We start from the raw sequence: 20,572 nt of genomic DNA, 5'->3' as shown, positions 1-20,572 counted from the left end.
TCGTTACCTTACCTAATCTTTAACGTTTTCTTGATGCGTTCGAGCATTCGTACGATCGCTACGCAATTCGAACCATCCCGATACCGCGTCGGACCGGCCTCGGCGCTGCGCCTATGGTTGCTCCTGCACTCCCAGGACCACCCTGCCCCTCGAAGGACAGCGATGCCCGCCAACACAACCGTCTCTTCCGGCTCCACGGCCACCACCGGCGGTGGGCCGCGCAAGAAGAAGGGGCGACGCGCCCGCCTGCTCGTGATCGTCCTGGTGCTGGCGCTCGTCGCGGGTATCGGTTACGGAACGTACTGGTCCGTATCCACCGTGCGCGCTTCGTACCCGCAGACCAACGGGACGATCCAGCTCACCGGACTCGACAGCAACGTCGAGGTCAAGCGCGACAGCTACGGAATCCCGCAGATCTACGCGGACTCCGACGCCGACCTGTTCCGCGCCCAGGGCTTCGTACAGGCGCAGGACCGCTTCTGGGAGATGGACGTCCGTCGTCACATGACGGCCGGCCGGCTCTCCGAGATGTTCGGCTCCGGCCAGGTCGAGACGGACTCCTTCCTGCGGACGCTGGGCTGGCGCAAGGTCGCGCAGGAGGAGTACGACACCGTCCTGTCGGACGAGACCAAGAAGAACCTCCAGTCGTACGCGGACGGCGTGAACGCCTACCTGAAGGACCGCGACGGCGCGGACATCTCCGTCGAGTACGCGGCCCTCGGCTTCACCAACGACTACAAGCCCACCGAGTGGACCCCGGTCGACTCGGTCGCCTGGCTGAAGGCCATGGCCTGGGACCTGCGCGGCAACATGCAGGACGAGATCGACCGTTCGCTGATGACGAGCCGGCTCGACGGGCAGCAGATCGAGGACCTGTACCCGCCCTACCCGTACGAGAAGCACAAGCCGATCGTCAGCGAGGGCGGCATCTCCCCGGCCACCGGGAAGTTCGACGCGGAGGCGACGCCGTCCGACGGCATCGGTTCGTCGACTGCCGAGGGCGCCACCGAGGAGCTCACCTCCCAGCTCGGCGCGCTCTCCGACACCCTTGACGAGATCCCCGCCCTGCTGGGCCCCAACGGCACCGGCATCGGGTCGAACTCCTGGGTCGTCGCGGGCAAGTACACGACCACCGGCAAGCCGCTGCTCGCCAACGACCCGCACCTGGCGCCGCAGCTGCCCTCGCTCTGGTACCAGATGGGGCTGCACTGCCGGGCCGTCTCGGCGACCTGCAAGTACGACACCGCCGGTTACACCTTCTCCGGTATGCCCGGTGTGATCATCGGCCACAACCAGGACGTCGCCTGGGGCTTCACCAACCTCGGCGCGGACGTCACCGACCTCTTCCTGGAGAAGGTCTCGGGCGACGGCTACCTGTACGACGGCAAGGTGAAGCCCTTCACCGTCCGCGAGGAGACCATCAAGGTCGCGGGCGGCAAGAGCCGGCACATCACCGTGCGCGAGACGAACAACGGTCCGCTGGTGTCCGACCGCAGCGGTGAGCTGGAGAAGGTCGGCCAGAAGGCCCCTGTCAGCAACGCCGCCCCCGACCGGGCGGACGGCTACGGGGTGGCGCTGAAGTGGACCGCGCTGGAGCCGGGCCACTCCATGGACGCCGTCTTCGAACTGAACCGGGCCAAGGACTTCACCTCCTTCCGTGCGGCGGCCGAGCACTTCGAGGTTCCCTCGCAGAACCTCATCTACGCCGACACCAAGGGCCACATCGGCTACCAGGCGCCCGGCAAGATCCCGGTCCGCAAGTCCGGCGACGGCACGATGCCCAGCCCCGGCTGGTCCTCGGCGTACGGCTGGAAGAAGGACCCGATCCCCTTCGACGAGCTCCCGTACGAGTACGACCCGGCGCGTGGCTACATCGTCACCGCCAACCAGGCCGTGATCGACGAGGACAAGTACCCGTACATGCTCACCAAGGACTGGGGCTACGGCAGCCGCAGCCAGCGGATCAACGACCTCGTCCAGTCGAAGATCAAGGGCGGCGGGAAGATCTCGACCGAAGACATGCAGAAGATGCAGATGGACAACACCAGCGAGATCGCCGCGCTGCTGGTGCCCGAGCTGATGAAGATCAACATCTCGGACAAGGACATCCGCGAGACGCAGAAGCTGCTGGAGGGCTGGGACTACACCCAGGAGGCCGACTCGGCGGCCGCCGCGTACTTCAACGCGGTCTGGCGCAACATCCTCAAGCTGGCCTTCGGCGACAAGCTGCCCAAGGAGATGCGCGTCGAGGGTGAGTGCCTGAACGTGCCCCCGGCCAAGAGCTCGGGTCCGGTCGACGAGCAGGACAAGCTGGTACGTGAATGCGGTCAGCGCGATGCGGACTCGGCGCAGCCGGACGGCGGTGACCGCTGGTACCAGGTGGTCGCGAACCTCATGGACAAGCCGGACAGCGAGTGGTGGAAGGCGCCGGCGAACCGCAATGACAAGGCGACCGACAGCCGGGAGGAGCTCTTCGCCCGCGCCATGAAGGACGCCCGCTGGGAGCTGACGGCCAAGCTCGGCAAGGACATCACCACCTGGAACTGGGGCCGGCTGCACCAGCTGACCCTGAAGAACCAGACCCTCGGTACGGAAGGCCCCGGACTGCTCCAGCGGGCGCTCAACCGCGGCCCCTGGAACCTCGGCGGCGGCGAGGCCGCGGTGAACGCCACCGGGTGGAACGCGGCGGGCGGCTACGAGGTCGTCTGGGTCCCGTCGATGCGGATGGTCGTCAACGTGGGGGACTGGGACAAGTCCCGCTGGATCAACCTCACCGGCGCCTCCGGGCACGCGTTCAGCGCGCACTACACCGACCAGACCGACAAGTGGGTCAACGGCGAACTGCTCGACTGGTCCTTCGGGACGAACGCGGTGGCCGGGGCGACGAAGGACACGCTGACCCTGAAGCCATAGGGGCGGGCCCGCGGGCCTTCGGAGGCCGCCTCTGAAGTGCCGCGGTCCGGCCGGTGTCCGCAGCGCTTCAGCCGTCGCCGAAGCGCCGCGGGCCGGCCGGTGTCACCACGGCGTCCACGGGGTGGTCGTGCGGTTCCTCCGGGACCCGCGCGGCCACCTCGTCGTCGTACAGCAGGACGATCAGCGCGGGGTGCGCCCCGGCCGCCGCGAGGCGGGCCAGCACCCGGTCGTAGCTGCCGCCGCCACGGCCGAGCCGCATCCCGCGCCCGTCCACGGCGAGGCCCGGCAGCAGCACCACGTCCGCGTCCAGGACGGCGTCGGGGCCGAGCGGCGTCCCGGCGGGCTCCAGAAGCCCGCGCCCGGCCTTCCTGAGGCTGTCCGCCCCCTCGTACGGAGCCCAGTCCAGGTCGTTGTCCGCGAGGAGGACCGGCAGCAGGACGCGCACGCCCCGGGTGCGCAGCGCGTCCAGCAGGGCGCGGGTCCCCGGCTCGCTCCCCACCGAGACGTACGCGGCGACGGTACGGGCCCCGGCGACCTCGGGGAGTTCGAGGGCGCGACGGGCCAGAACCGTGCCGGCCCGTTCGACGTCCTCGACGGTCAGGAGGCGTCGCGCGGCGAGCAGTTCACGCCGCAAGAGCGCCTTTGCGGACATGTCGGTGTTCAACGGGGCACCTATAGATCTCTCGTACCGGCCTATTTGAGTACAAAGTTAACCGGAGGCTCATCTTCCGCCCATGTGCGCCGGTTAGGGTTCTGCGCATGACTCGGTCGAACCTCAGGATCAGCAAGGCTGTCATCCCGGCAGCGGGCCTCGGTACCCGCTTCCTGCCGGCCACCAAGGCCACTCCCAAGGAGATGCTGCCTGTCGTCGACAAGCCTGCCATCCAGTACGTCGTCGAGGAGGCGGTCGCCGCCGGACTCTCCGACGTCCTGATGATCACCGGTCGCAACAAGCGTCCCCTGGAGGACCACTTCGACCGCAATTACGAACTGGAGTCGGCGCTGACCCGCAAGGGCGACGCCGAACGGCTGCGCAAAGTCCAGGAGTCGAGCGACCTCGCGACCATGCACTACGTCCGCCAGGGCGACCCGAGGGGCCTCGGCCACGCGGTGCTGTGCGCGGCACCGCACGTCGGCGACCAGCCGTTCGCGGTCCTCCTCGGTGACGACCTGATCGACCCGCGCGACCCGCTGCTGGCGCGCATGGTGGAGATCCAGGAGCGCGAGGGCGGCAGCGTCATCGCGCTCATGGAGGTCCCGCCCGAACTGATCCACCAGTACGGCTGCGCGGCCGCCCTGCCGACCGCCGAGGGCGACGTGGTGCGGATCACCGGCCTGGTCGAGAAGCCCGATCCGGCCGACGCGCCCAGCAATCTCGCCATCATCGGCCGCTATGTCCTGGACCCCGCGGTCTTCGGCATACTGCGCAGGACCGAGCCGGGCCGCGGCGGCGAGATCCAGCTGACGGACGCCCTTCAGCTCCTGGCCGAGGACGAGAAGGCCGGCGGCCCGGTGCACGGCGTCGTTTTCAAGGGCCGCCGCTATGACACCGGCGACCGGAGCGACTACCTCCGTGCCATTGTCAGACTCGCGTGCGAACGTGAAGACCTGGGCCCGGAGTTCCGGACCTGGCTCCGCAGTTACGTCACCGAGGAGATGTAGGACCTTGAGCAGCACGATCTGGTCGGTGGACGAGCACCTGGAAGACATCCTCGCCGCGGTGAGGCCGCTAGAACCCATCGAGTTGCAACTGCCCGAGGCCCAGGGCTGCGTCCTGGTCGAGGACGTCGTCGTGGAGATCGCCCTGCCGCCCTTCGACAACAGCTCGATGGACGGATACGCGGTCCGCGTCGCCGATGTGGAGGGCGCCACCGAGGAGTTCCCCGCCGTCCTCACCGTCATCGGGGACGTTGCGGCGGGCGACGCCGGTCTGCTCGGCGGCCAGCGCGTGGGACCGGGCGAGGCCGCCCGCATCATGACGGGCGCACCGCTCCCGGCCGGTGCCGAGGCCGTGATCCCGGTCGAGTGGACCGACGGCGGTACGGGCGGCGGGCCCGCCGCCACGATGCGCGCCCACAGTGACGCGCCGGAGGGTGCGCGCGGCGAGGTCCGCGTCCACCGTCCGGCCGAGGCCCGCGCCCACGTCAGGGCCCGCGGCAGCGACGTACGGCCGGGCGACATGGCGCTGCGCGCCGGTTCGGTGGTGGGGCCGCCCCAGATCGGCCTGCTCGCCGCCATCGGGCGCTCGACGGTGAAGGTGCGGCCCCGGCCGCGCGTCGTCGTCATCTCCACCGGCAGCGAACTGGTCCAGCCCGGCGAGGAACTGACCGGCGGCCAGATCTACGACTCGAACAGCTTCGCGCTGACGGCCGCCGCGCGCGAGGCCGGAGCGATCGCCTACCGGGTCGGTGCCGTGTCCGACGACGCCGAGACGCTCCGGGCCACGATCGAGGACCAGCTGATCCGGGCCGACATCGTCGTCACCACCGGGGGCGTCAGCGTGGGCGCGTACGACGTCGTCAAGGAGGCCCTGTCCTCCGTCGGTGACGAGGACGAGCCGGGCGGCGGCGTCGACTTCCGCAAGCTCGCCATGCAGCCCGGCAAGCCGCAGGGCTTCGGCTCCATCGGCCCCGACCACACCCCGCTGCTGGCACTGCCGGGCAACCCGGTCTCCAGCTACGTCTCGTTCGAACTCTTCGTACGGCCCGCGATCCGCACCCTGATGGGCCTGCCGGATGTGAACCGCCCGACCGCCAGGGCGTCGCTGGTCACCGACAAGGCCCTGTCCTCGCCGGCAGGCAAGCGGCAGTTCCTGCGCGGGACGTACGACGCGCAGGCGGGCACCGTCACCCCCGTTGGCGGCTCCGGATCGCATCTGATCGCCGCTCTCGCCAAGGCGGACGCGCTGATCGTGCTGCCCGAGGACGTCACCTCCGCCGAGCCCGGCGCGGACACCGAGGTGATCCTGCTCCGCTGACCGGCGCCCGGTGGCGGTACGGTATCTGCCGCTGTGCCTTCCGGGGGACACCCCCCGGACCCCGGACCTGCACCCCGGTGCAGCACCCGGGGCAACCGGCGCCCTACCGCTAGGCGGAGTTAGTTGAGTACGCAGAACAGGCTGACGCACATCGACGAGGCGGGCGCCGCCCGGATGGTCGACGTCTCCGCGAAGGACGTCACCGCGCGCGTCGCCCGCGCCAGCGGCCGGGTCCTCGTCTCGCCGCGTGTCATCGAGCTGCTCCGGGGCGAGGGGGTCCCCAAGGGCGACGCCCTCGCCACCGCGCGCATCGCCGGGATCATGGGTGCCAAGCGCACCCCGGACCTGATCCCCCTCTGCCACCCCCTCGCCGTCTCCGGCGTGACGGTCGACCTGGGCGTGGCCGACGACGCGGTGGAGATCACGGCCACCGTGAAGACGACGGACCGCACCGGCGTGGAGATGGAAGCGCTGACCGCGGTGTCGGTCGCCGCGCTCACGGTCATCGACATGATCAAGTCGGTCGACAAGTCCGCGGTCATCACGGACGTCAGGGTCGAGGCGAAGTCGGGCGGCAAGTCCGGCGACTACCGGCGCACCGCGGCGTCCGGTGGGGCGGCGGACGCGTGAGCGCCGGGGAGCAGGCTTCCGCCGGCTACCGGGCGCTCGTGGTGACCGCGTCGAACCGGGCCGCCGCCGGGGTGTACGCCGACAAGGGCGGCCCGCTGATCGCCGAGGCGCTGGCCGGGCTCGGCTTCACCGTCGACGGACCGCAGGTCGTCCCCGACGGCGACCCGGTCGAGCAGGCCCTGCGGGACGGGGTGGCCGCCGCGTACGACGTCATCGTGACCACCGGCGGTACGGGCATCTCGCCCACCGACGGCACCCCCGAAGCCACCCTCAACGTCCTGGACCACGAGGTCCCCGGCATCCCCGAGGCGATCCGCGCCGAGGGCCGGGGCAAGGTCCCCACGGCCGCGCTCTCACGCGGTGTCGCCGGTGTGGCCGGCCGTACGCTCGTCGTCAATCTGCCCGGCTCCACCGGCGGGGTACGCGACGGGCTCGCCGTCCTGAACCGACTTCTGGTGCACGCCGTCGACCAGCTCCGCGGTGGCGATCACCCCCGACCGGGGAGCCCGAGCTGAACGTCCCGACCTGGCCGGTGATCCTGGTGGACGGCGATGTCGCCCTCCGGCCGATAAAGGTGCGCGACCAGCGCATGTGGCGCGAGGTCAACCGGCGCAACCGGGACTGGCTGCGCCCCTGGGAGGCGACGGTGCCGCCGCCCGCTCCCGGCGGTCCGGTGGCCCAGCGCCCCACCTACCGCCAGATGGTCCGTCATCTGCGCGGCGAGGCCAACGCCGGCCGGATGCTGCCGTTCGCGATCGAGTACGAGGGCCGGCTGGTCGGTCAGTTGACCGTGGCCGGGATCACCTGGGGCTCCATGTGCTCGGGCCACGTCGGCTACTGGGTGGACCAGGAGGTGGCGGGCCGCGGCGTGATGCCGACCGCGGTCGCCCTCGCCGTCGACCATTGTTTCCGCGTCGTCGGACTCCACCGCGTCGAGGTGTGCATTCGCCCGGAGAACCGGCCGAGCCGGCGGGTCGTGGAGAAACTCGGATTCCGCGAGGAGGGGCTGCGGCCCCGCTATCTGCACATCGACGGTGCCTGGCGGGACCACCTGATCTACGCGCTGACCGCGGAGGAGGTGCCCGACGGTCTGCTCCGGAGGTGGCACCGCGGTCGCCCGGAGCGCCCCGAGCGCTCTGAGTACCCCGAGCGTCCTGAACGTCCTGAACGTCCTGAACGCCGCGCCAAATAAAATATGTGTTCGAAATTGATCGGGCGGTGACCGCTAACGAACGCGCAAACACCGACTGTTGATGCGAACAATCACAAAAAAAGTCCGTGATATCAGCCGGATCGTGCGACACACCGTGTCAATTGGTGGATGCCTCCACGCAAACCCCTCTACGGTGTGAGATGTGAGCAGCAGCGGCCTCATCTACGCAGTCATTGTCGGGGCCTGGGCCGCCTACTTGGTACCGATGTGGCTCCGCAGGCAGGACGAGCTCAACGAAGCCCGTCCGACGGAACGCTTCAGCACCGCCATCCGGCTGCTTTCCGGACGGGCGGCGATGGAGCGCCGGTACGCCAAGGAGCTGCGGGAGCGCACCGACGAGGAGGCGGCGCCCGACGCCGACCCGGACGCAGTCACGGACCGAATGGATTCCGTCGACGTCCGGGCCTTTTCCGCGCCTCCGGCGCACACCGAGGCCCGGGTGCACGACCCGGCTCGTGCGCCGGAGCACTCCGCCCAGGAGCGCGCGGCGCGCAAGCGCCCGGCGCGCGATCGCCCCGAGTTCCCCTCCGATTCATCCGTCTCCGCCCCCGCCTCCGTTCCCGCGCCCACCCGGCGTCCGCGCCCCGGCGGAATCGACGCGGAGCGCGCCCGGCGTGCGCAGCGCCTGCAGGTCCTCGCACGTCGCCGGCGCACCACCGTCCTCCTCTTCCTCGGCTTCACGCTCGGCGCGGTCGTCGCGGCGGTCGGCGGCCTCCGCTTCCTCTGGGCCCCGGCGGTCCCCGCCGTGCTGCTGAGCACGTACATCGTGCATCTGCGTGCCCAGGAGCGGCGCAGGTTCGCCTTCACCATGGACCGGCGCCGGGCGGAGGTCGCGGCGCAGCGGCTCCGTGAGAGCCGCCCCCGCCGGCACCAGCCGCCCGCGACGGCCCCCGCCGATGCCGACGAGGACCCCGAAGCCCGTCACCCCGTCCCCGAGCCCACCCCCACCGTCTCCCCGCAGGAGGCGGGCCGCCGCGCCCTGGTCGAGCAGACGGACCACGCGGAGTGGGTCGACCAGCAGCGCGAGCGGGGCCGCGTCCAGGGCGACAGCTGGGAGCCGGTCCCGGTCCCCCTGCCGACCTATGTCACGGCCCCGGTCGCCCCGCGCGCCTCGGGCGGCATCGAGGTCGGCAACCCGGAGACCTGGAGCGCGGCCCGCTCCAGCACCGCCGAACCCACCCAGCCGGCCACCCCGCAGCCCGCGGCCACCCCGGTGGACCCGGCGCCGCGCCAGCGCTCGGCCCAGTCCCGTCGCGCCCGCGACCGGGGCCGGACCCCGCTCTTCGACCAGTACGACGAGGACGACCGCCCCCGCGCGGCCAACGAGTGAGACGCCCGCCCCGCCCGCCGCGACGCCGACTCGGCTGACCAGCGCGGAACGGATTTCCGAGCACCCCGGTCGGGGTGCTAAAGTTTCACTCGTTGCAAGGGCCTGTGGCGCAGTCTGGTAGCGCACCTCGTTCGCATCGAGGGGGTCTGGGGTTCAAATCCCCACAGGTCCACCGCACGGCGAAGGTCCCGTCCGATCGCAAGATCGGACGGGACCTTCGCCGTTCCCGGGCTCGTCCGGAGGCCCGCCCCCGTCCTCGTCCTCGTCTCCGGGAGCCGGGCGATCAGTCCGCGAGCCGGGCGAGGGCCAGGGCGTGAGCACGGTCGAGTGAGTCGGCGGCAGCGCAGGGTATGTCGGGCCGGACGCCGACTCTCTCCCAGTTCGTGCCGGAGACGGGGTTGATCGCGCGGCCGACGGGCACGGTGGCTTCCAGGTGCGGGTGCACCGTCCAGCCGTCCCGCGGGTGCGCGCCGCCGCGGGTGTGCTCGCCGACGACGACGGCGCGGCCGAGCTGCTGCAGGTCGTACGCCAGCTCCTCGGCAGCGGAGAAGGTGCTGTCGCTGCAGAGCACGTACAACGGCTTGCTGCCGCCGAAGCGCGCACCGGGAACGTGCGGCAGGCTCCAGGACTGCTCGCTGCGCTCGCCGGCGCGCCAGTACATGGTGTTGAGGTGGGTGCGCTCATCCAGCAGGTAGCTGCAGACGAAGGCGACCGTGTCCGGGGCGCCGCCCCGGTTGGCGCGAAGGTCCACGATCAGCGCCCGGGCCCGGGAGGCCAGGGTGAGTGCGGCGCTCAGCGGTTCGGCGGCCCAGTCCAGCGGGAACAGGACCGGCGCCAGCTGGACCACGGCTACCCCTCCGTCGAGCAGTTCCACCCGGGGCGCGCCGCCCAGGGAGGTGCCGAAGTCCCGGCGCATGGAGTCCAGAGCGGCCGCTCCCTGCTCCGGAGGTACCCGGTCGGCGTGGTACTTCAGTCCCAGGTGCCGGTCGCCGTTGACGGACTGCAGGTCCGCGGTGACCAGCCGGGCGAGCTCCTCGGCGCCCTGGACGTCGTAGGCGCCCTCGGCGAGGCGTCGTTGCAGCAGGTCGGCGAGCTGCCCGGCAATCTCGGGGAAGACGTAGTGCTCGGTCAGGAGTCGGGCCGTCTCGTCGATGACAGGGGCCGGCAGAAGCTTCGTAGGTGTCGTCATGGCAGGGAGTAGAGCACCACCCTTGCGAAAGCGTCAATTAAATTAGACACTTTCTTTATGCGCGATCAGCCTTCCCACCCGCCACCCTCCGAGGACGTCCAGGAGATCGGTGCGCCTGAGCAGTTCGCGGCGCTCGCCCACCCGTTGCGTCAGCGGCTGCTCTTCGCGCTGGGGCACAGCCCTGCGACCATCAGCCGGCTTGCGGCGCAACTCGATGCGAAGAAGGGCAACGTGGCCCACCACGTCAAAGTGCTTCGCGAAGCCGGGCTGGTCCACGTCGTCGAGACCCGCAAGGTGCGTGGCGGCACCGAGCAGTACTACCAACGGACGGCCCGCCGCATGGTCGTCGCCGAACCCCAGGCGGCAGGCACCGCCGCGATGCTCGCCGCGGTCGCCCAGGAACTGGACCGCTCACCCGCCGAGAACCTGACTCTGCGCCATGTACGACTCAGCCCGGCGAAGGCCAGAGAGCTCGGCGAGACCCTCGCCCGTCTGGTCGACGAGGCAGAGGAGGACGCGGAGGACCAGCCGGTGCACGGTGTGCTGGTGGCGCTCTATCAGCAGGCTTCGCCGACATCGGCACAGGCACCACCGGCGCAGGCGCCATCGGCATAGGCGCCACCGGCGCAGGCGCCATCGGCGCAGGCGCCACCGGTTCCGCCGGAGCGGTCGGGGTGAACCGTGACGTCGCCCGGGTATGTGTCCTGGCCGGAGGCCGCTGGAGTGCGCGCCGCCTCGGACGGCCGGGCCGACGCGACGGCTGCGGCGAGCCGGTCGAGGAGGAGGCCCGCGCAGGGGTGGGGGTCGCGGCGAGGCCCGATCGCGTAGATGCCGCGGGTCGGAGGATCGACGAGGCCCACGGTCGTGACGTCGCCGCGCAGCGCACGCGCCAGCACCCCGGGGACCAGCGCGATGGCGTGACCGGTCGCGACCAGGGCCAGCTTGCCGGGCAGATCGGCCGCGGCGAGGTCGATGCGGGCGCCGACTCCGGCGCGGGCGGCGTGCAGGCGCAGGAGTGCCGCCGAGCCGTCGTTGTCCTCGGCCCACGTCTCCTCGGCCAGCGTCTGCATGTCCACGGGGCCGCGCCCGGCGTGCGGATGGCCGACGGGCAGGGCGACGACCATGTCGTCGAGTCCGAGGAACCGCCGGTCGATCCGCGGGTCATGGGGGACTCCGGGCGGTGCGTCGGTGACGACGGCGATGTCGAGATCGCCGGTGATCACGCGCTGGTGCAGTTGCGCGCTCAGGCCGGGCAGCAGACTCCACCTGAGGGGTCCGGTGTGCTGCAACAGGTCCCGGATCGCCTCGGGAACGATCCCCGCGGCCAGTGAAGGTGTCGCCCCCACCGCCAGCGGCCGGTCGGACACCCCGTCACGAACGTCCCGTACGGCGCGAACCGCGCGGTCGGCCTCGTTGAGCGTGACGAGCGCATGGCGCCGGAACACCTCGCCGGCAGGGGTCGGGCGCACCCCGCGCGCGTGGCGCTCCAGCAGGGGCGCCCCGAGCTGCCGCTCCAGGTTCGCGACCTGCCGGGAGACGGCCGACTGGGTGTGATGCAGTTCGGCGGCCGCAGCCGACAGCGATCCGAGTCGGCACACGGTCACGAAACTTCGCCACACCGTCAGATCCATGGCACCAGTATGAGCTGGCGGTATGCGTGTCCCGCAGGGCTGCCCCGCGGCACCTGCGCTTGTCGCAGCCATCGCCACCCACCACTGTGGCGTGCATGACCACACCACACACGATCGCGGTCCTCGGCCTGGGGCGCATGGGCGGCGCGATCGCGGCACGGCTTGCCGCCCAGGGCCGGGACGTTGTCGGCTGGACACGTTCAGGGCGTACGCCGGAAGCCGTCAGGACGACGGACGACCCGAACGACGCCGTGGCCAAGGCAGACCTGGTGCTCCTGGCGCTGTTCGACGGTCCGGCCTGCCGACAGGTCCTCGACGAGGTACGCGACTCGCTGCGGCCCGGCACGATCGTGCTGAACACCAGCACCATCGCCCCCGCCGAAGCGGCGGAGCTGGCCGGGCGCCTCGGCCCGGCCTACGTCCACGCGCCCGTCCTCGGCTCCGTACCTGCTGTCGCCGCAGGCACCCTGCAGATCCTTGCCGCGGCAGGCCCGGACACGCGCGACCGGGTCCGGCCGGTCCTGGAGTCGCTGGGAACGGTGCGGTACGCCGCCGACGCGCCCACCGCCGCCGCGCTGAAGCTGATCGCCAACAGCAGCCTCGCAGGCGCCGTACTCGCACTACGCGACGCACTCCAACAGGCCGACGCCCTCGGCCTGCCCCGCACCCAGGTGCTGGACGTCCTGGAACTGGGCCTGCTGGGCGGGCTCGTGACCCGTAAACGCTCATTCCTCACCGGCCCGGCAGCCGTCGGCGTGGCCACGTTCACGATCGGCGCCCTGGCCAAGGACATGGCGCTGCTGGCCGCCGCATCGCACTCCCCGCTGCGCAGTGCGGCCGACCTGGCGGACACCCCGGCCGGCCCCGAGGCCGACATCGCCGTGGCGGCCACGGTCCCCGCCGTGGACGACGCCGTACTCGAACCGCTCCGCGCCTACATCCGCGGACACGCCACGGGCGACCCCACGCACTTCCGCGAGGCGTTCCTGTCCACCGCCCACATCGAGGGAATCCGCGACGGAGTGTTCGTCTCGTGGCCCCTGGACGAGTACTGCGCGCTCTTCCCCGGCCGCCCGGCCCCGGACGAACCGAACCGCTCCAGACGCATCGACGCCGTCGACGTACACGGCACCGTCGCGACCGCGACCATGAAGCTCGCGCATGGCGCGGACGCCTTCACCGACGTGTTCCTGCTGGTACGCGCCGACGGGACCTGGCGCATCGCCAACAAGGCGTACCACCGCCGCTCCTGAGCGGCGGGGAGGTGATCGGGGCAGGAGCCGTTCGCGCACTGCGCCTCCGCGATCGTGGAGGCCGTCGCCGACCCGCTTCAGGCGCCCCCGGTGGGTCCTGGCGGGGGGCATGGGTAAGGGGCGGGGCATGGGTAAGGAGAAGGCATGACAAGGAAGGACGCGCGGTTCGCCGCCTACGTGCCGTACCTCGCCGGCCCGCGTACTCGGGCACGCGCGGTGGTGGCGGAGGCGACCGCCGACGACGTGCCGGCGCTCGCGGCGCTGCAGGCACGGGCGCGCGGTGGCGAGGCGGAGGAGTGGGCGGAGCGCATCAGCCGGGCGCGCAGCGCCGAGCGCAGCCTGGTGATCACCGCGAAGGTGTCCGGCGAAGCGGTCGGCTACGCGAACGCGGCGTTCCTTCCTGAGCATCCCGTGGACCATGCTCCGGCCGGCTACTACCTGACCGGTGTCACCGTGGATCCTGCGTGGCGGCGTCGCGGCATAGCGAAGCTGCTGACCCTGCGGCGCATGGACTGGGTCCGGGGCCGGGCCCGGCTGTTCGGTGTTTCGTCTCCGCCGGGAACCGTGCCTCGCTCGACCTGCACCGGGAGCTCGGATTCGTTGCCGTGGCGAGCGGTCCTTCGTTCCACGGCGTCGAGTTCGACGACGGGGATGGGTGGCTTCTGCGTGCGGACCCGCCGCGATCGTGACGCCGCGCGGCCGCCCTCCGGGCGACGACGGCAGTTTGACGAGAGGCCCTAGGGCGTGTTTCGAAAGTCCCGCCTGCCGGGCGGCGTCTGGCACGCACGCTCGCGGCGTTGCCGAAAAGTCCTAGTAGCTCCGCTACGAGGACTTCCCGGCGCCTTGCGATCGCACGCACCAGACGCCGCCCGGCCCGCCCTCCGGGCGGACGGCGCTACTTTCGAAACACGCCCTAGGCTGAACGCGTCTACCGCTCGTGAAGTTCTCCGCATCGAGGAGTGACCAGTGACGGCAGGTATACCCGAACCCCAGCCCCCGATCGACACCAGCAGGCCTCACCCCGCCCGCGTCTACGACTGGTTCCTGGGCGGCAAGGAAAACTACCCGGCGGACCGGCAGTTCGCGCGGACCCTGCCGGAGGAGACGCGGGGGAACGCCGCGCGGAACCGGGCGTTCATGCACCGGGCCTCGGCCTGGCTGGCGCGCGAAGGGATCGACCAGTTCCTGGACATCGGCACCGGCATCCCCACGGAGCCCAACCTCCACCAGATCGTCCAGGCGATCACGCCGACGGCCCGGATCGTGTACGCGGACAACGACCCGATCGTCCTGCGGCACGCGGAGGCGCTTCTCGTCAGCGATCCCGAAGGGGCCACCGACTACCTGCACGCCGATGTGCGAGACCCGGAGGCGATCCTCGAACGGGCGGTGCAGCTCCTGGACTTCGACCGGCCCATCGCGCTCTCACTGATCGCGCTGATGCACTTCCTGCCGGACGACCAGGACCCGTACGGCATCACCCGCACCCTGGTCGGCGCGCTGCCGAACGGCAGTTACCTGGTCCTCTCGCACGGCACCATGGACCAGCACCCGGAGCTGAAGCAGGAGACCGAGTCGGCGTACAAGAAGGGCGCCATCGCTCTGCGGATACGTACGCGTGCCGAGGTCGAGCCGTTCTTCGAGGGGCTTGAACTCGTCGAGCCGGGGCTCGTTCCCGCGACCGAGTGGTACCGGGAGGAGCCGGCGCCGGTCGTCGCGCGCAGTGGCTTCTACGTGGGTGTCGGGCGGGTGGTCCGGTGATCACCCGGTTCACGGCGGGTTGAGGCACCGCACCCGTGCGGGAGGAGCCTCAGCCCTGCAGCGGCTTCGCGAAGCAGCGGCTGTTGTCGTACGTGCGGTAGTGGCCGAACTTCTCGCAGGGCGTGTAGCCGCTGGAGACGTACAGCGCGATCGCCTCGGGCTGCTGGTCGCCGGTCTCCAGCACCATGCGGGTGCGACCCGCCGCGCGGGCGTCGGCCTCCAGGGCGGCCAGGATGCGGCGGGCCAGGCCCTGCCCGCGTCCCTCGGCTATCACGAACATCCGCTTGAGCTCGGCGTCACCGTCCGAGTAGCCCTCCTCGTTGCGCTCCTGCGAGCGCCAGCCGCCGGTGGCGACCGGGCGGCCGGACGGATCGTAGGCGAGCAGGTACAGACCGTGCGGCGGGTCGAACATCGTGGCGTCCAGTGGTGTGATGTCGCCCTCGTCCCCGTAGCGCTCGGCGTACTCGAGCTGCACGAGATCGTTGAGTTTCACGGCGTCGGGGTGATCGTAAGGGCGCTGCTGGATATTCATACGGAGAATGGTACATGTATGCGAGTGGCTGGGTCGGTATCGTTTCGGGATGCTCACCGTGACCTCCGTAAACGTAAACGGTCTCCGCGCCGCCGCGAAAAAGGGCTTCGTCGAGTGGCTGGCGCAGACCGACGCCGATGTGATCTGCCTCCAGGAGGTACGGGCCGAGCCTCAGCAGCTGCCCGAAGAGGTGCGTGAGCCCGAGGGCTGGCACACCGTCCACGCACCCGCCGCCGCCAAGGGCCGGGCCGGCGTCTCGCTCTACTCCCGCCGGGCGCCGGAGCGCGTACAGATCGGCTTCGGCGGCTTCGGGGGCGCGGGGAGCGAGGAGTTCGACGCGAGCGGCCGGTACGTCGAGATCGACCTGCCGGGCGTCACGGTCGCGAGCCTGTACCTGCCCTCCGGCGAGGTCGGCACGGAGAGGCAGGACGAGAAGGAGCGTTTCATGGCGGCCTTCCTGCTCTACCTCACCGGCCTGAAGACGCGGGCCGCCGCCGGGGGCCGCGAGGTCGTCGTGTGCGGGGACTGGAACATCGCGCACCAGGAGGCCGACCTCAAGAACTGGAAGGCCAACCGGAAGAGCTCCGGCTTCCTCCCCGAGGAGCGGGAGTGGCTGACCCGGGTCTTCGACGAGGCCGCTTACGTCGACGTCGTACGCGCCCTGCATCCTGACGTCGAGGGGCCGTACTCGTGGTGGTCCTACCGCGGGCGCGCATTCGACAACGACACGGGTTGGCGCATCGACTATCAGGTGGCGACGCCCGGCCTGGCCGCGCGTGCGGTGAAGGCGTGGGTCGAGCGAGCCGCCACGCACCCGGAGCGCTGGAGCGACCACGCGCCGGTGTCGGTGGTGTACGAGCAGTAGGCCCCTACGCCGGTCCCGGCGTCTGCGCGTCGCGGCGCAGGCGCCGGTCCAGGGCCATGGAGAGTTCCGCGTCCACCACCGCACGGGCCAGCGGGCGCAGTTGGGGCGGTTCGGCCTCCGTGCTGTGGGCGCGCAGCGTGGCCACGAAGAGGTCGGCCAGGGCGTCCGCGTGCTCGCGGACGCGGCGGCCGGAGGCGAGGACGGTGGCGAGCGGGACGCCCTCCCGCACCAGCTCGGCCGACACCTCCAGCAGGCGGCGGCTGATGTGCACGATCTCGTCGCCGTCCGTGCCGAGGTAGCCCAGTTCCATGGCTGTCGCCAGGTTCTCCGGCGTGGACTCGTCCTTGAAGTAGTCCGCCAGCTGCTCCGGTGTGAGCCGGACCGGGGTCTCCTCGGTCGGCTCGCCCAGGCCCAGCACCTCGGCGACGTCGCGGCCGCTCTCGAAGGTGCGGGCCAGGTCGGCGATGCCGGTGAGGGTGTGGCCGCGCTCCAGCAGACCGGCGATGGTGCGCAGACGGGCCAGGTGGTGGTCGTCGTACCAGGCGATGCGGCCCTCGCGCCGGGGCGGCGAGATCAGGCCGCGTTCCCGGTAGAAGCGCACGGTCCGGACGGGGATGCCGGCCTCCTTGGCCAGCTCCTCCATACGGTATTCACGGTGCTCGCGTCCTTCTGCCACATCCGCACCCTACCGGCCTCTCCGTGACGGGGGCTGCTTGTTGTACCGCCGGTAACTTTCCTTCGTCGGCCCCCTACCCATCGGTACGAAGCTGCTCTACTCTCCCAACAATGCCAGTGATTGCTGGCAGGGTCGTGGACGTACCGCGGGAGGCAGCAGCATGGCCGAGCACGAACATGTACGCGTGGCGGTGATCGGATCCGGGTTCGGTGGTCTTGGGGCCGCCGTCCGGCTGCGCCGCGAAGGCATCACCGATTTCGTGATCCTGGAGCGGGCCGATTCGGTCGGTGGCACCTGGCGCGACAACAGCTACCCGGGCTGCGCCTGCGACGTACCGTCCCACCTCTACTCGTTCTCGTTCGCCCCCAACCCCGAGTGGCCGCGCACCTTCTCCGGGCAGGAGCACATACGCGCCTACCTGGAGCACGTCACGGACACCTTCGGACTCCGGCCGCACCTCAGGCTGAACCACGAGGTGAAGATGATGCGCTGGGACAACGACGCGCTGAACTGGGTCATCGAGAGCGCGAACGGTACGACGGTCGTCGCCGACGTCGTCGTCTCCGCGACCGGTCCGCTCTCCGACCCCAAGATGCCCGACATCCCGGGGCTCGCCGACTTCCCCGGCAAGGTCTTCCACTCCGCCCGCTGGGACCACGGCGCCGACCTGGCCGGCAAGCGCGTCGCGATGATCGGCACCGGCGCCTCCGCGATCCAGATCGTGCCGGCCATCCAGCCGGAAGTGGGCAGGCTGACGCTGTTCCAGCGCACCCCGCCGTGGGTCATGCCGCGCATGGACCGCGCCATCAGCGGCGCCGAGCGCTGGCTGCACCGCACGCTCCCCTTCACCGGCACCGCACGACGCGGACTGCTGTGGGGCATACGGGAGTTGCAGGTCGGCGCGTTCACCAAGCACCCGGACCAGCTGGGCCTGGTGGAGCGGATAGCCAAGTCCAACATGGCGCGGGCGATCAAGGACCCGGCGCTGAGGGCCAAGCTGACCCCCTCGTACCGCATCGGCTGCAAGCGCATCCTGCTCTCCAGCGCCTACTACCCGGCGCTCGCCCAGCCCAACGTGGACGTGATCGCCTCCGGACTGAGCGAGGTGCGCGGCTCCACGGTCGTGGCATCCGACGGTACGGAGACCGAGGTCGACGCCATCGTCTTCGGCACCGGCTTCCACGTCACCGACATGCCGATCGCCGAGCGAGTGGTGGGCGCGGACGGCGTCACGCTCGCCGAGGCGTGGAAGGACGGCATGGAGGCGTTGCGTGGTGCGAGCGCGGCCGGCTTCCCCAACTGGATGACGATCATCGGCCCCAACACCGGGCTCGGCAACTCCTCGATGATCCTCATGATCGAGGCCCAGCTGAACTACATGGCCGACTACATGCGGCAGTTGAACGTGCTGGGCGGCCGTGTCGCACTCGACGCGCGCCGCTCGTCCGTCGGCGCGTGGAACCGCCGTGTCCAGGAGCGCATGAAGCGCACGGTCTGGAACACCGGCGGCTGCGACAGCTGGTACATGGACGCCAACGGCCGCAACACCACGGTCTGGCCCGGCACCACCGCCGAGTTCCGCAGGGTGACGCGGAACGTAGATCTCGCGGAGTACGAGGTCGTACGGGTGCCCGCGCAACGGGACGCGAAGAAGGCCGTCGCCGTCACCGAGGAGGTGGCGGGATGAGCCGGCCGCTGCACGACGCGAACCCCCGGCCGCTGCCCGTACGGGAACTGATGGCCGTCTCCGCCGACGGCTCCCGCATCCACGTCGAGGTGCACGGACAGGACGGCGCCCCGGCCGTGGTCCTCGCCCACGGCTGGACCTGCAACACCCACTTCTGGGACGCCCAGATCCGCGACCTCGCCGTGGACCACCGCGTCATCGCCTACGACCAGCGTGGCCACGGCGCCTCGCCGTCGGTGGGGCGCGCGGGATACAGCACCGAGGCGCTGGCCGACGACCTCGAAGCGGTGCTCGCCGCCACCCTCGCCCCGGGGGAGAAGGCCGTCCTGGCCGGGCACTCCATGGGCGGCATGACGATCATGTCCGCCTCGCGGCGGGCCGGGCTGCGCGAGCACGCGGCCGCCGCGCTGCTGTGCAGCACGGGCAGCTCCCGGCTGATCGCGGAGTCCCTGGTCGTGCCGCTGCGGCCCGGCGCCGTGCGGACCCGGATGACGCGTGCGATCCTCGGGGCGCGGGCGCCGCTCGGACCGGTCACACCGGTCTCCCGGCGGATCCTCAAGTACGGGACGATGGGAGCCGGTTCGGCCCCGGGCCGGGTCGACGCCTGCGCACGGATCGTGCACGACTGCCCGCGAGCGGCCCGGGTCGCCTGGGGGCACGTGCTCGCGGACCTCGATCTCGACGAGGGCGTACGGGAGTTGCGGGTGCCCACCGCGGTGATCGCGGGTACGGACGACCGGCTGACCCCGCCCGTCCACGCCCGGGCGATCGCGGCGGCGCTGCCCGACTGTCTCGGCCTCACCGAGCTGACGGGCATGGGCCACATGACGCCGGTCGAGGCGCCGGAGGTCGTCACGGCGAAGATCCGTGAACTGGTGACCGCGTACCTCCCGGTACGGGGCACGAAGGATGGCGAAGGCAAGGCCGAGAGCAAGGAGGAGGTCGTATGAGCGGCAGGCGCAGTCTCGAAGGACAGGTCGTCGTCGTCACGGGCGCGGCGCGCGGCGTGGGTGAGCTGCTGGCGCGCAAGCTCTCGGCGCGCGGGGCGAAGCTGGCGCTCGTCGGCCTGGAGCCGGACGAGCTGAAGAAGGTCTCCGAGCGGCTGCACGGGGACAGCGACCACTGGCACGCGGACGTCACCGACCACGAGGCGATGGCGCGGGTCGCGCAGGAGGTCAAGGAACGCTTCGGGAAGATCGACATCGTCGTCGCCAACGCGGGTGTCGCCACGGGCGGGCCGTTCGTCGACTCCGACCCGGTGGCCTGGCGGCGGGTCATCGAGGTCAACCTGATCGGCGGCGCGGTCACCGGCCGGGCGTTCCTGCCGGTCCTGATGGAGAGCCGCGGCTACTTCCTCCAGATCGCCTCGCTCGCCGCGATCACCCCCGCGCCGATGATGACGGCGTACTGCGCCTCCAAGTCGGGCGTGGAGGCGTTCGCGCACAGCCTGCGGGCGGAGGTCGGCTACCGGGGCGTGAAGGTCGGCGTCGGCTACCTCTCCTGGACCGACACGGACATGGTGCGTGGCGCGGACGAGGACGACGTGATGCGGGAGCTGCGCCAGCGGCTGCCGTGGCCGTCCAACCGGACATACCCGCTGGGTCCGGCCGTCGACCGCATCGTGGCCGGTATCGAGCGGCGCTCGGCGCATGTGTACGCCCAGTGGTGGTTGCGCGGGATGCAGTCCGTACGCGGCTACCTGCCGAGCCTGATCGCCGCGGTCGGTCAGCGGGAGATGAAGCGCTTCGGCCCCCGACTGGAGGGCGTCGGCAAGGGCCTCGTGGGTGCCGGGGGTGCGGCTGACCAGGACGAACGGGCATCGCGGGCGGCGTCGGATACGCAGCGTAAGTGATCGAAATGCGATGAATGTCCCATCGTGTAACTCTGGTCGAGGCCCCACAGGGGCCACCCCCAC

At 71.0% G+C, this 20,572-nt stretch carries 19 protein-coding genes, 1 tRNA gene and 1 pseudogene; 16 read left to right on the top strand and 5 right to left on the bottom strand.

From position 1 onward, the window contains the following. Positions 1-162 precede the first annotated feature (162 nt). Positions 163-2,913 carry a penicillin acylase family protein gene (locus tag ACIBJG_RS12310; protein ID WP_399307428.1) on the top strand — a complete coding sequence of 917 codons (2,751 nt, stop codon included), beginning with the start codon at positions 163-165 and terminating at the stop codon, positions 2,911-2,913. A gap of 67 nt (positions 2,914-2,980) precedes the next feature. Here the strand turns inward: ACIBJG_RS12310 and ACIBJG_RS12305 are convergent, their stop codons facing one another. After that, on the bottom strand, positions 2,981-3,565 hold the full coding sequence (locus ACIBJG_RS12305; protein ID WP_399307638.1) for a 5-formyltetrahydrofolate cyclo-ligase: 585 nt from the start codon (positions 3,563-3,565) through the stop codon (positions 2,981-2,983). Positions 3,566-3,672: 107 nt separating this feature from the next. On the opposite strand from ACIBJG_RS12305, the gene galU reads away from it, so the two are divergent. From galU to ACIBJG_RS12270, 7 genes are all read left to right on the top strand, one after another. After that, positions 3,673-4,575, top strand: a complete 903-nt coding sequence (galU, locus tag ACIBJG_RS12300) for a UTP--glucose-1-phosphate uridylyltransferase GalU (protein ID WP_399307427.1) — start codon at positions 3,673-3,675, stop codon at positions 4,573-4,575. Between the two features lie 4 nt (positions 4,576-4,579). Beyond that, positions 4,580-5,890, top strand: a complete 1,311-nt coding sequence (gene glp / locus ACIBJG_RS12295; RefSeq protein ID WP_399307426.1) for a gephyrin-like molybdotransferase Glp — start codon at positions 4,580-4,582, stop codon at positions 5,888-5,890. 123 nt (positions 5,891-6,013) lie between these two features. Beyond that, entirely contained in the window at positions 6,014-6,520 is a 507-nt protein-coding gene (gene moaC, locus ACIBJG_RS12290; RefSeq protein WP_399307425.1) for a cyclic pyranopterin monophosphate synthase MoaC, read from the top strand. Next, positions 6,517-7,035 (top strand): molybdenum cofactor biosynthesis protein B, encoded by a 519-nt coding sequence (locus ACIBJG_RS12285; protein WP_399307424.1) that lies wholly within the window; start codon positions 6,517-6,519, stop codon positions 7,033-7,035. The genes moaC and ACIBJG_RS12285 overlap by 4 nt, the downstream gene beginning before the upstream one ends. Positions 7,036-7,052: 17 nt before the next feature. Continuing rightward, on the top strand, positions 7,053-7,712 hold the full coding sequence (locus ACIBJG_RS12280) for a GNAT family N-acetyltransferase (protein ID WP_399307423.1): 660 nt from the start codon (positions 7,053-7,055) through the stop codon (positions 7,710-7,712). A gap of 163 nt (positions 7,713-7,875) precedes the next feature. Continuing rightward, complete coding sequence (gene glpR / locus ACIBJG_RS12275) at positions 7,876-9,063, top strand: gephyrin-like molybdotransferase receptor GlpR (protein ID WP_399307422.1); 1,188 nt, start codon at positions 7,876-7,878, stop codon at positions 9,061-9,063. A 98-nt stretch (positions 9,064-9,161) separates the two neighbouring features. Then, positions 9,162-9,235: transfer RNA gene (locus ACIBJG_RS12270), tRNA-Ala, on the top strand. 111 nt (positions 9,236-9,346) lie between these two features. Here ACIBJG_RS12270 and ACIBJG_RS12265 read toward each other — a convergent pair. Next, on the bottom strand, positions 9,347-10,252 hold the full coding sequence (locus ACIBJG_RS12265) for a S41 family peptidase (RefSeq protein ID WP_399307421.1): 906 nt from the start codon (positions 10,250-10,252) through the stop codon (positions 9,347-9,349). Between the two features lie 57 nt (positions 10,253-10,309). Here ACIBJG_RS12265 and ACIBJG_RS12260 point away from each other — a divergent pair, with 57 nt between their 5' ends. Continuing rightward, positions 10,310-10,867 carry an ArsR/SmtB family transcription factor gene (locus tag ACIBJG_RS12260; protein ID WP_399307420.1) on the top strand — a complete coding sequence of 186 codons (558 nt, stop codon included), beginning with the start codon at positions 10,310-10,312 and terminating at the stop codon, positions 10,865-10,867. 116 nt (positions 10,868-10,983) lie between these two features. Here the strand turns inward: ACIBJG_RS12260 and ACIBJG_RS12255 are convergent. After that, positions 10,984-11,883, bottom strand: a pseudogene (locus ACIBJG_RS12255) (LysR family transcriptional regulator); the annotation flags it as partial. A gap of 95 nt (positions 11,884-11,978) precedes the next feature. On the opposite strand from ACIBJG_RS12255, the gene ACIBJG_RS12250 reads away from it, so the two are divergent. From ACIBJG_RS12250 to ACIBJG_RS12240, 3 genes are all read left to right on the top strand, one after another. Then, entirely contained in the window at positions 11,979-13,136 is a 1,158-nt protein-coding gene (locus ACIBJG_RS12250) for a nuclear transport factor 2 family protein (RefSeq protein WP_399307419.1), read from the top strand. Between the two features lie 144 nt (positions 13,137-13,280). Beyond that, positions 13,281-13,877: a GNAT family N-acetyltransferase gene (locus ACIBJG_RS12245; RefSeq protein ID WP_399307418.1), complete on the top strand. Its 597-nt coding sequence runs from the start codon at positions 13,281-13,283 to the stop codon at positions 13,875-13,877. 225 nt (positions 13,878-14,102) lie between these two features. Beyond that, the gene (locus ACIBJG_RS12240; protein ID WP_399307416.1) at positions 14,103-14,897 is read left to right on the top strand and encodes an SAM-dependent methyltransferase; all 795 of its coding nucleotides are present in this window, start codon (positions 14,103-14,105) and stop codon (positions 14,895-14,897) included. 49 nt (positions 14,898-14,946) lie between these two features. Here ACIBJG_RS12240 and ACIBJG_RS12235 read toward each other — a convergent pair whose 3' ends face one another. Continuing rightward, complete coding sequence (locus ACIBJG_RS12235) at positions 14,947-15,429, bottom strand: GNAT family N-acetyltransferase (protein ID WP_399307414.1); 483 nt, start codon at positions 15,427-15,429, stop codon at positions 14,947-14,949. Positions 15,430-15,478: 49 nt separating this feature from the next. Between ACIBJG_RS12235 and ACIBJG_RS12230 the strand changes: the two genes are divergently transcribed. Further along, entirely contained in the window at positions 15,479-16,294 is an 816-nt protein-coding gene (locus ACIBJG_RS12230) for an exodeoxyribonuclease III (protein ID WP_399307412.1), read from the top strand. A 4-nt stretch (positions 16,295-16,298) separates the two neighbouring features. Here the strand turns inward: ACIBJG_RS12230 and ACIBJG_RS12225 are convergent, their stop codons facing one another. Then, positions 16,299-16,937 carry a MerR family transcriptional regulator gene (locus tag ACIBJG_RS12225; RefSeq protein ID WP_399307637.1) on the bottom strand — a complete coding sequence of 213 codons (639 nt, stop codon included), beginning with the start codon at positions 16,935-16,937 and terminating at the stop codon, positions 16,299-16,301. A 193-nt stretch (positions 16,938-17,130) separates the two neighbouring features. On the opposite strand from ACIBJG_RS12225, the gene ACIBJG_RS12220 reads away from it, so the two are divergent. The 3 genes from ACIBJG_RS12220 to ACIBJG_RS12210 are packed head-to-tail and all read left to right on the top strand — an operon-like array spanning position 17,131 to position 20,509. Further along, positions 17,131-18,657, top strand: a complete 1,527-nt coding sequence (locus ACIBJG_RS12220) for a flavin-containing monooxygenase (protein WP_399307410.1) — start codon at positions 17,131-17,133, stop codon at positions 18,655-18,657. Further along, positions 18,654-19,607, top strand: coding sequence for an alpha/beta fold hydrolase (locus tag ACIBJG_RS12215; protein WP_399307408.1), 954 nt, complete (start codon positions 18,654-18,656; stop codon positions 19,605-19,607). Before ACIBJG_RS12220 ends, ACIBJG_RS12215 begins: the two co-directional genes overlap by 4 nt. After that, entirely contained in the window at positions 19,604-20,509 is a 906-nt protein-coding gene (locus tag ACIBJG_RS12210) for an SDR family oxidoreductase (protein WP_399307406.1), read from the top strand. The genes ACIBJG_RS12215 and ACIBJG_RS12210 overlap by 4 nt, the downstream gene beginning before the upstream one ends. Positions 20,510-20,572: the final 63 nt, after the last annotated feature.

The sequence above is a fragment of the Streptomyces sp. NPDC050422 genome, assembly GCF_044458665.1.
Taxonomy (GTDB): domain Bacteria; phylum Actinomycetota; class Actinomycetes; order Streptomycetales; family Streptomycetaceae; genus Streptomyces.
The sequence above is the reverse complement of the archived record's forward strand: the minus strand, read 5'-3'. Positions and strand labels throughout refer to the sequence as shown.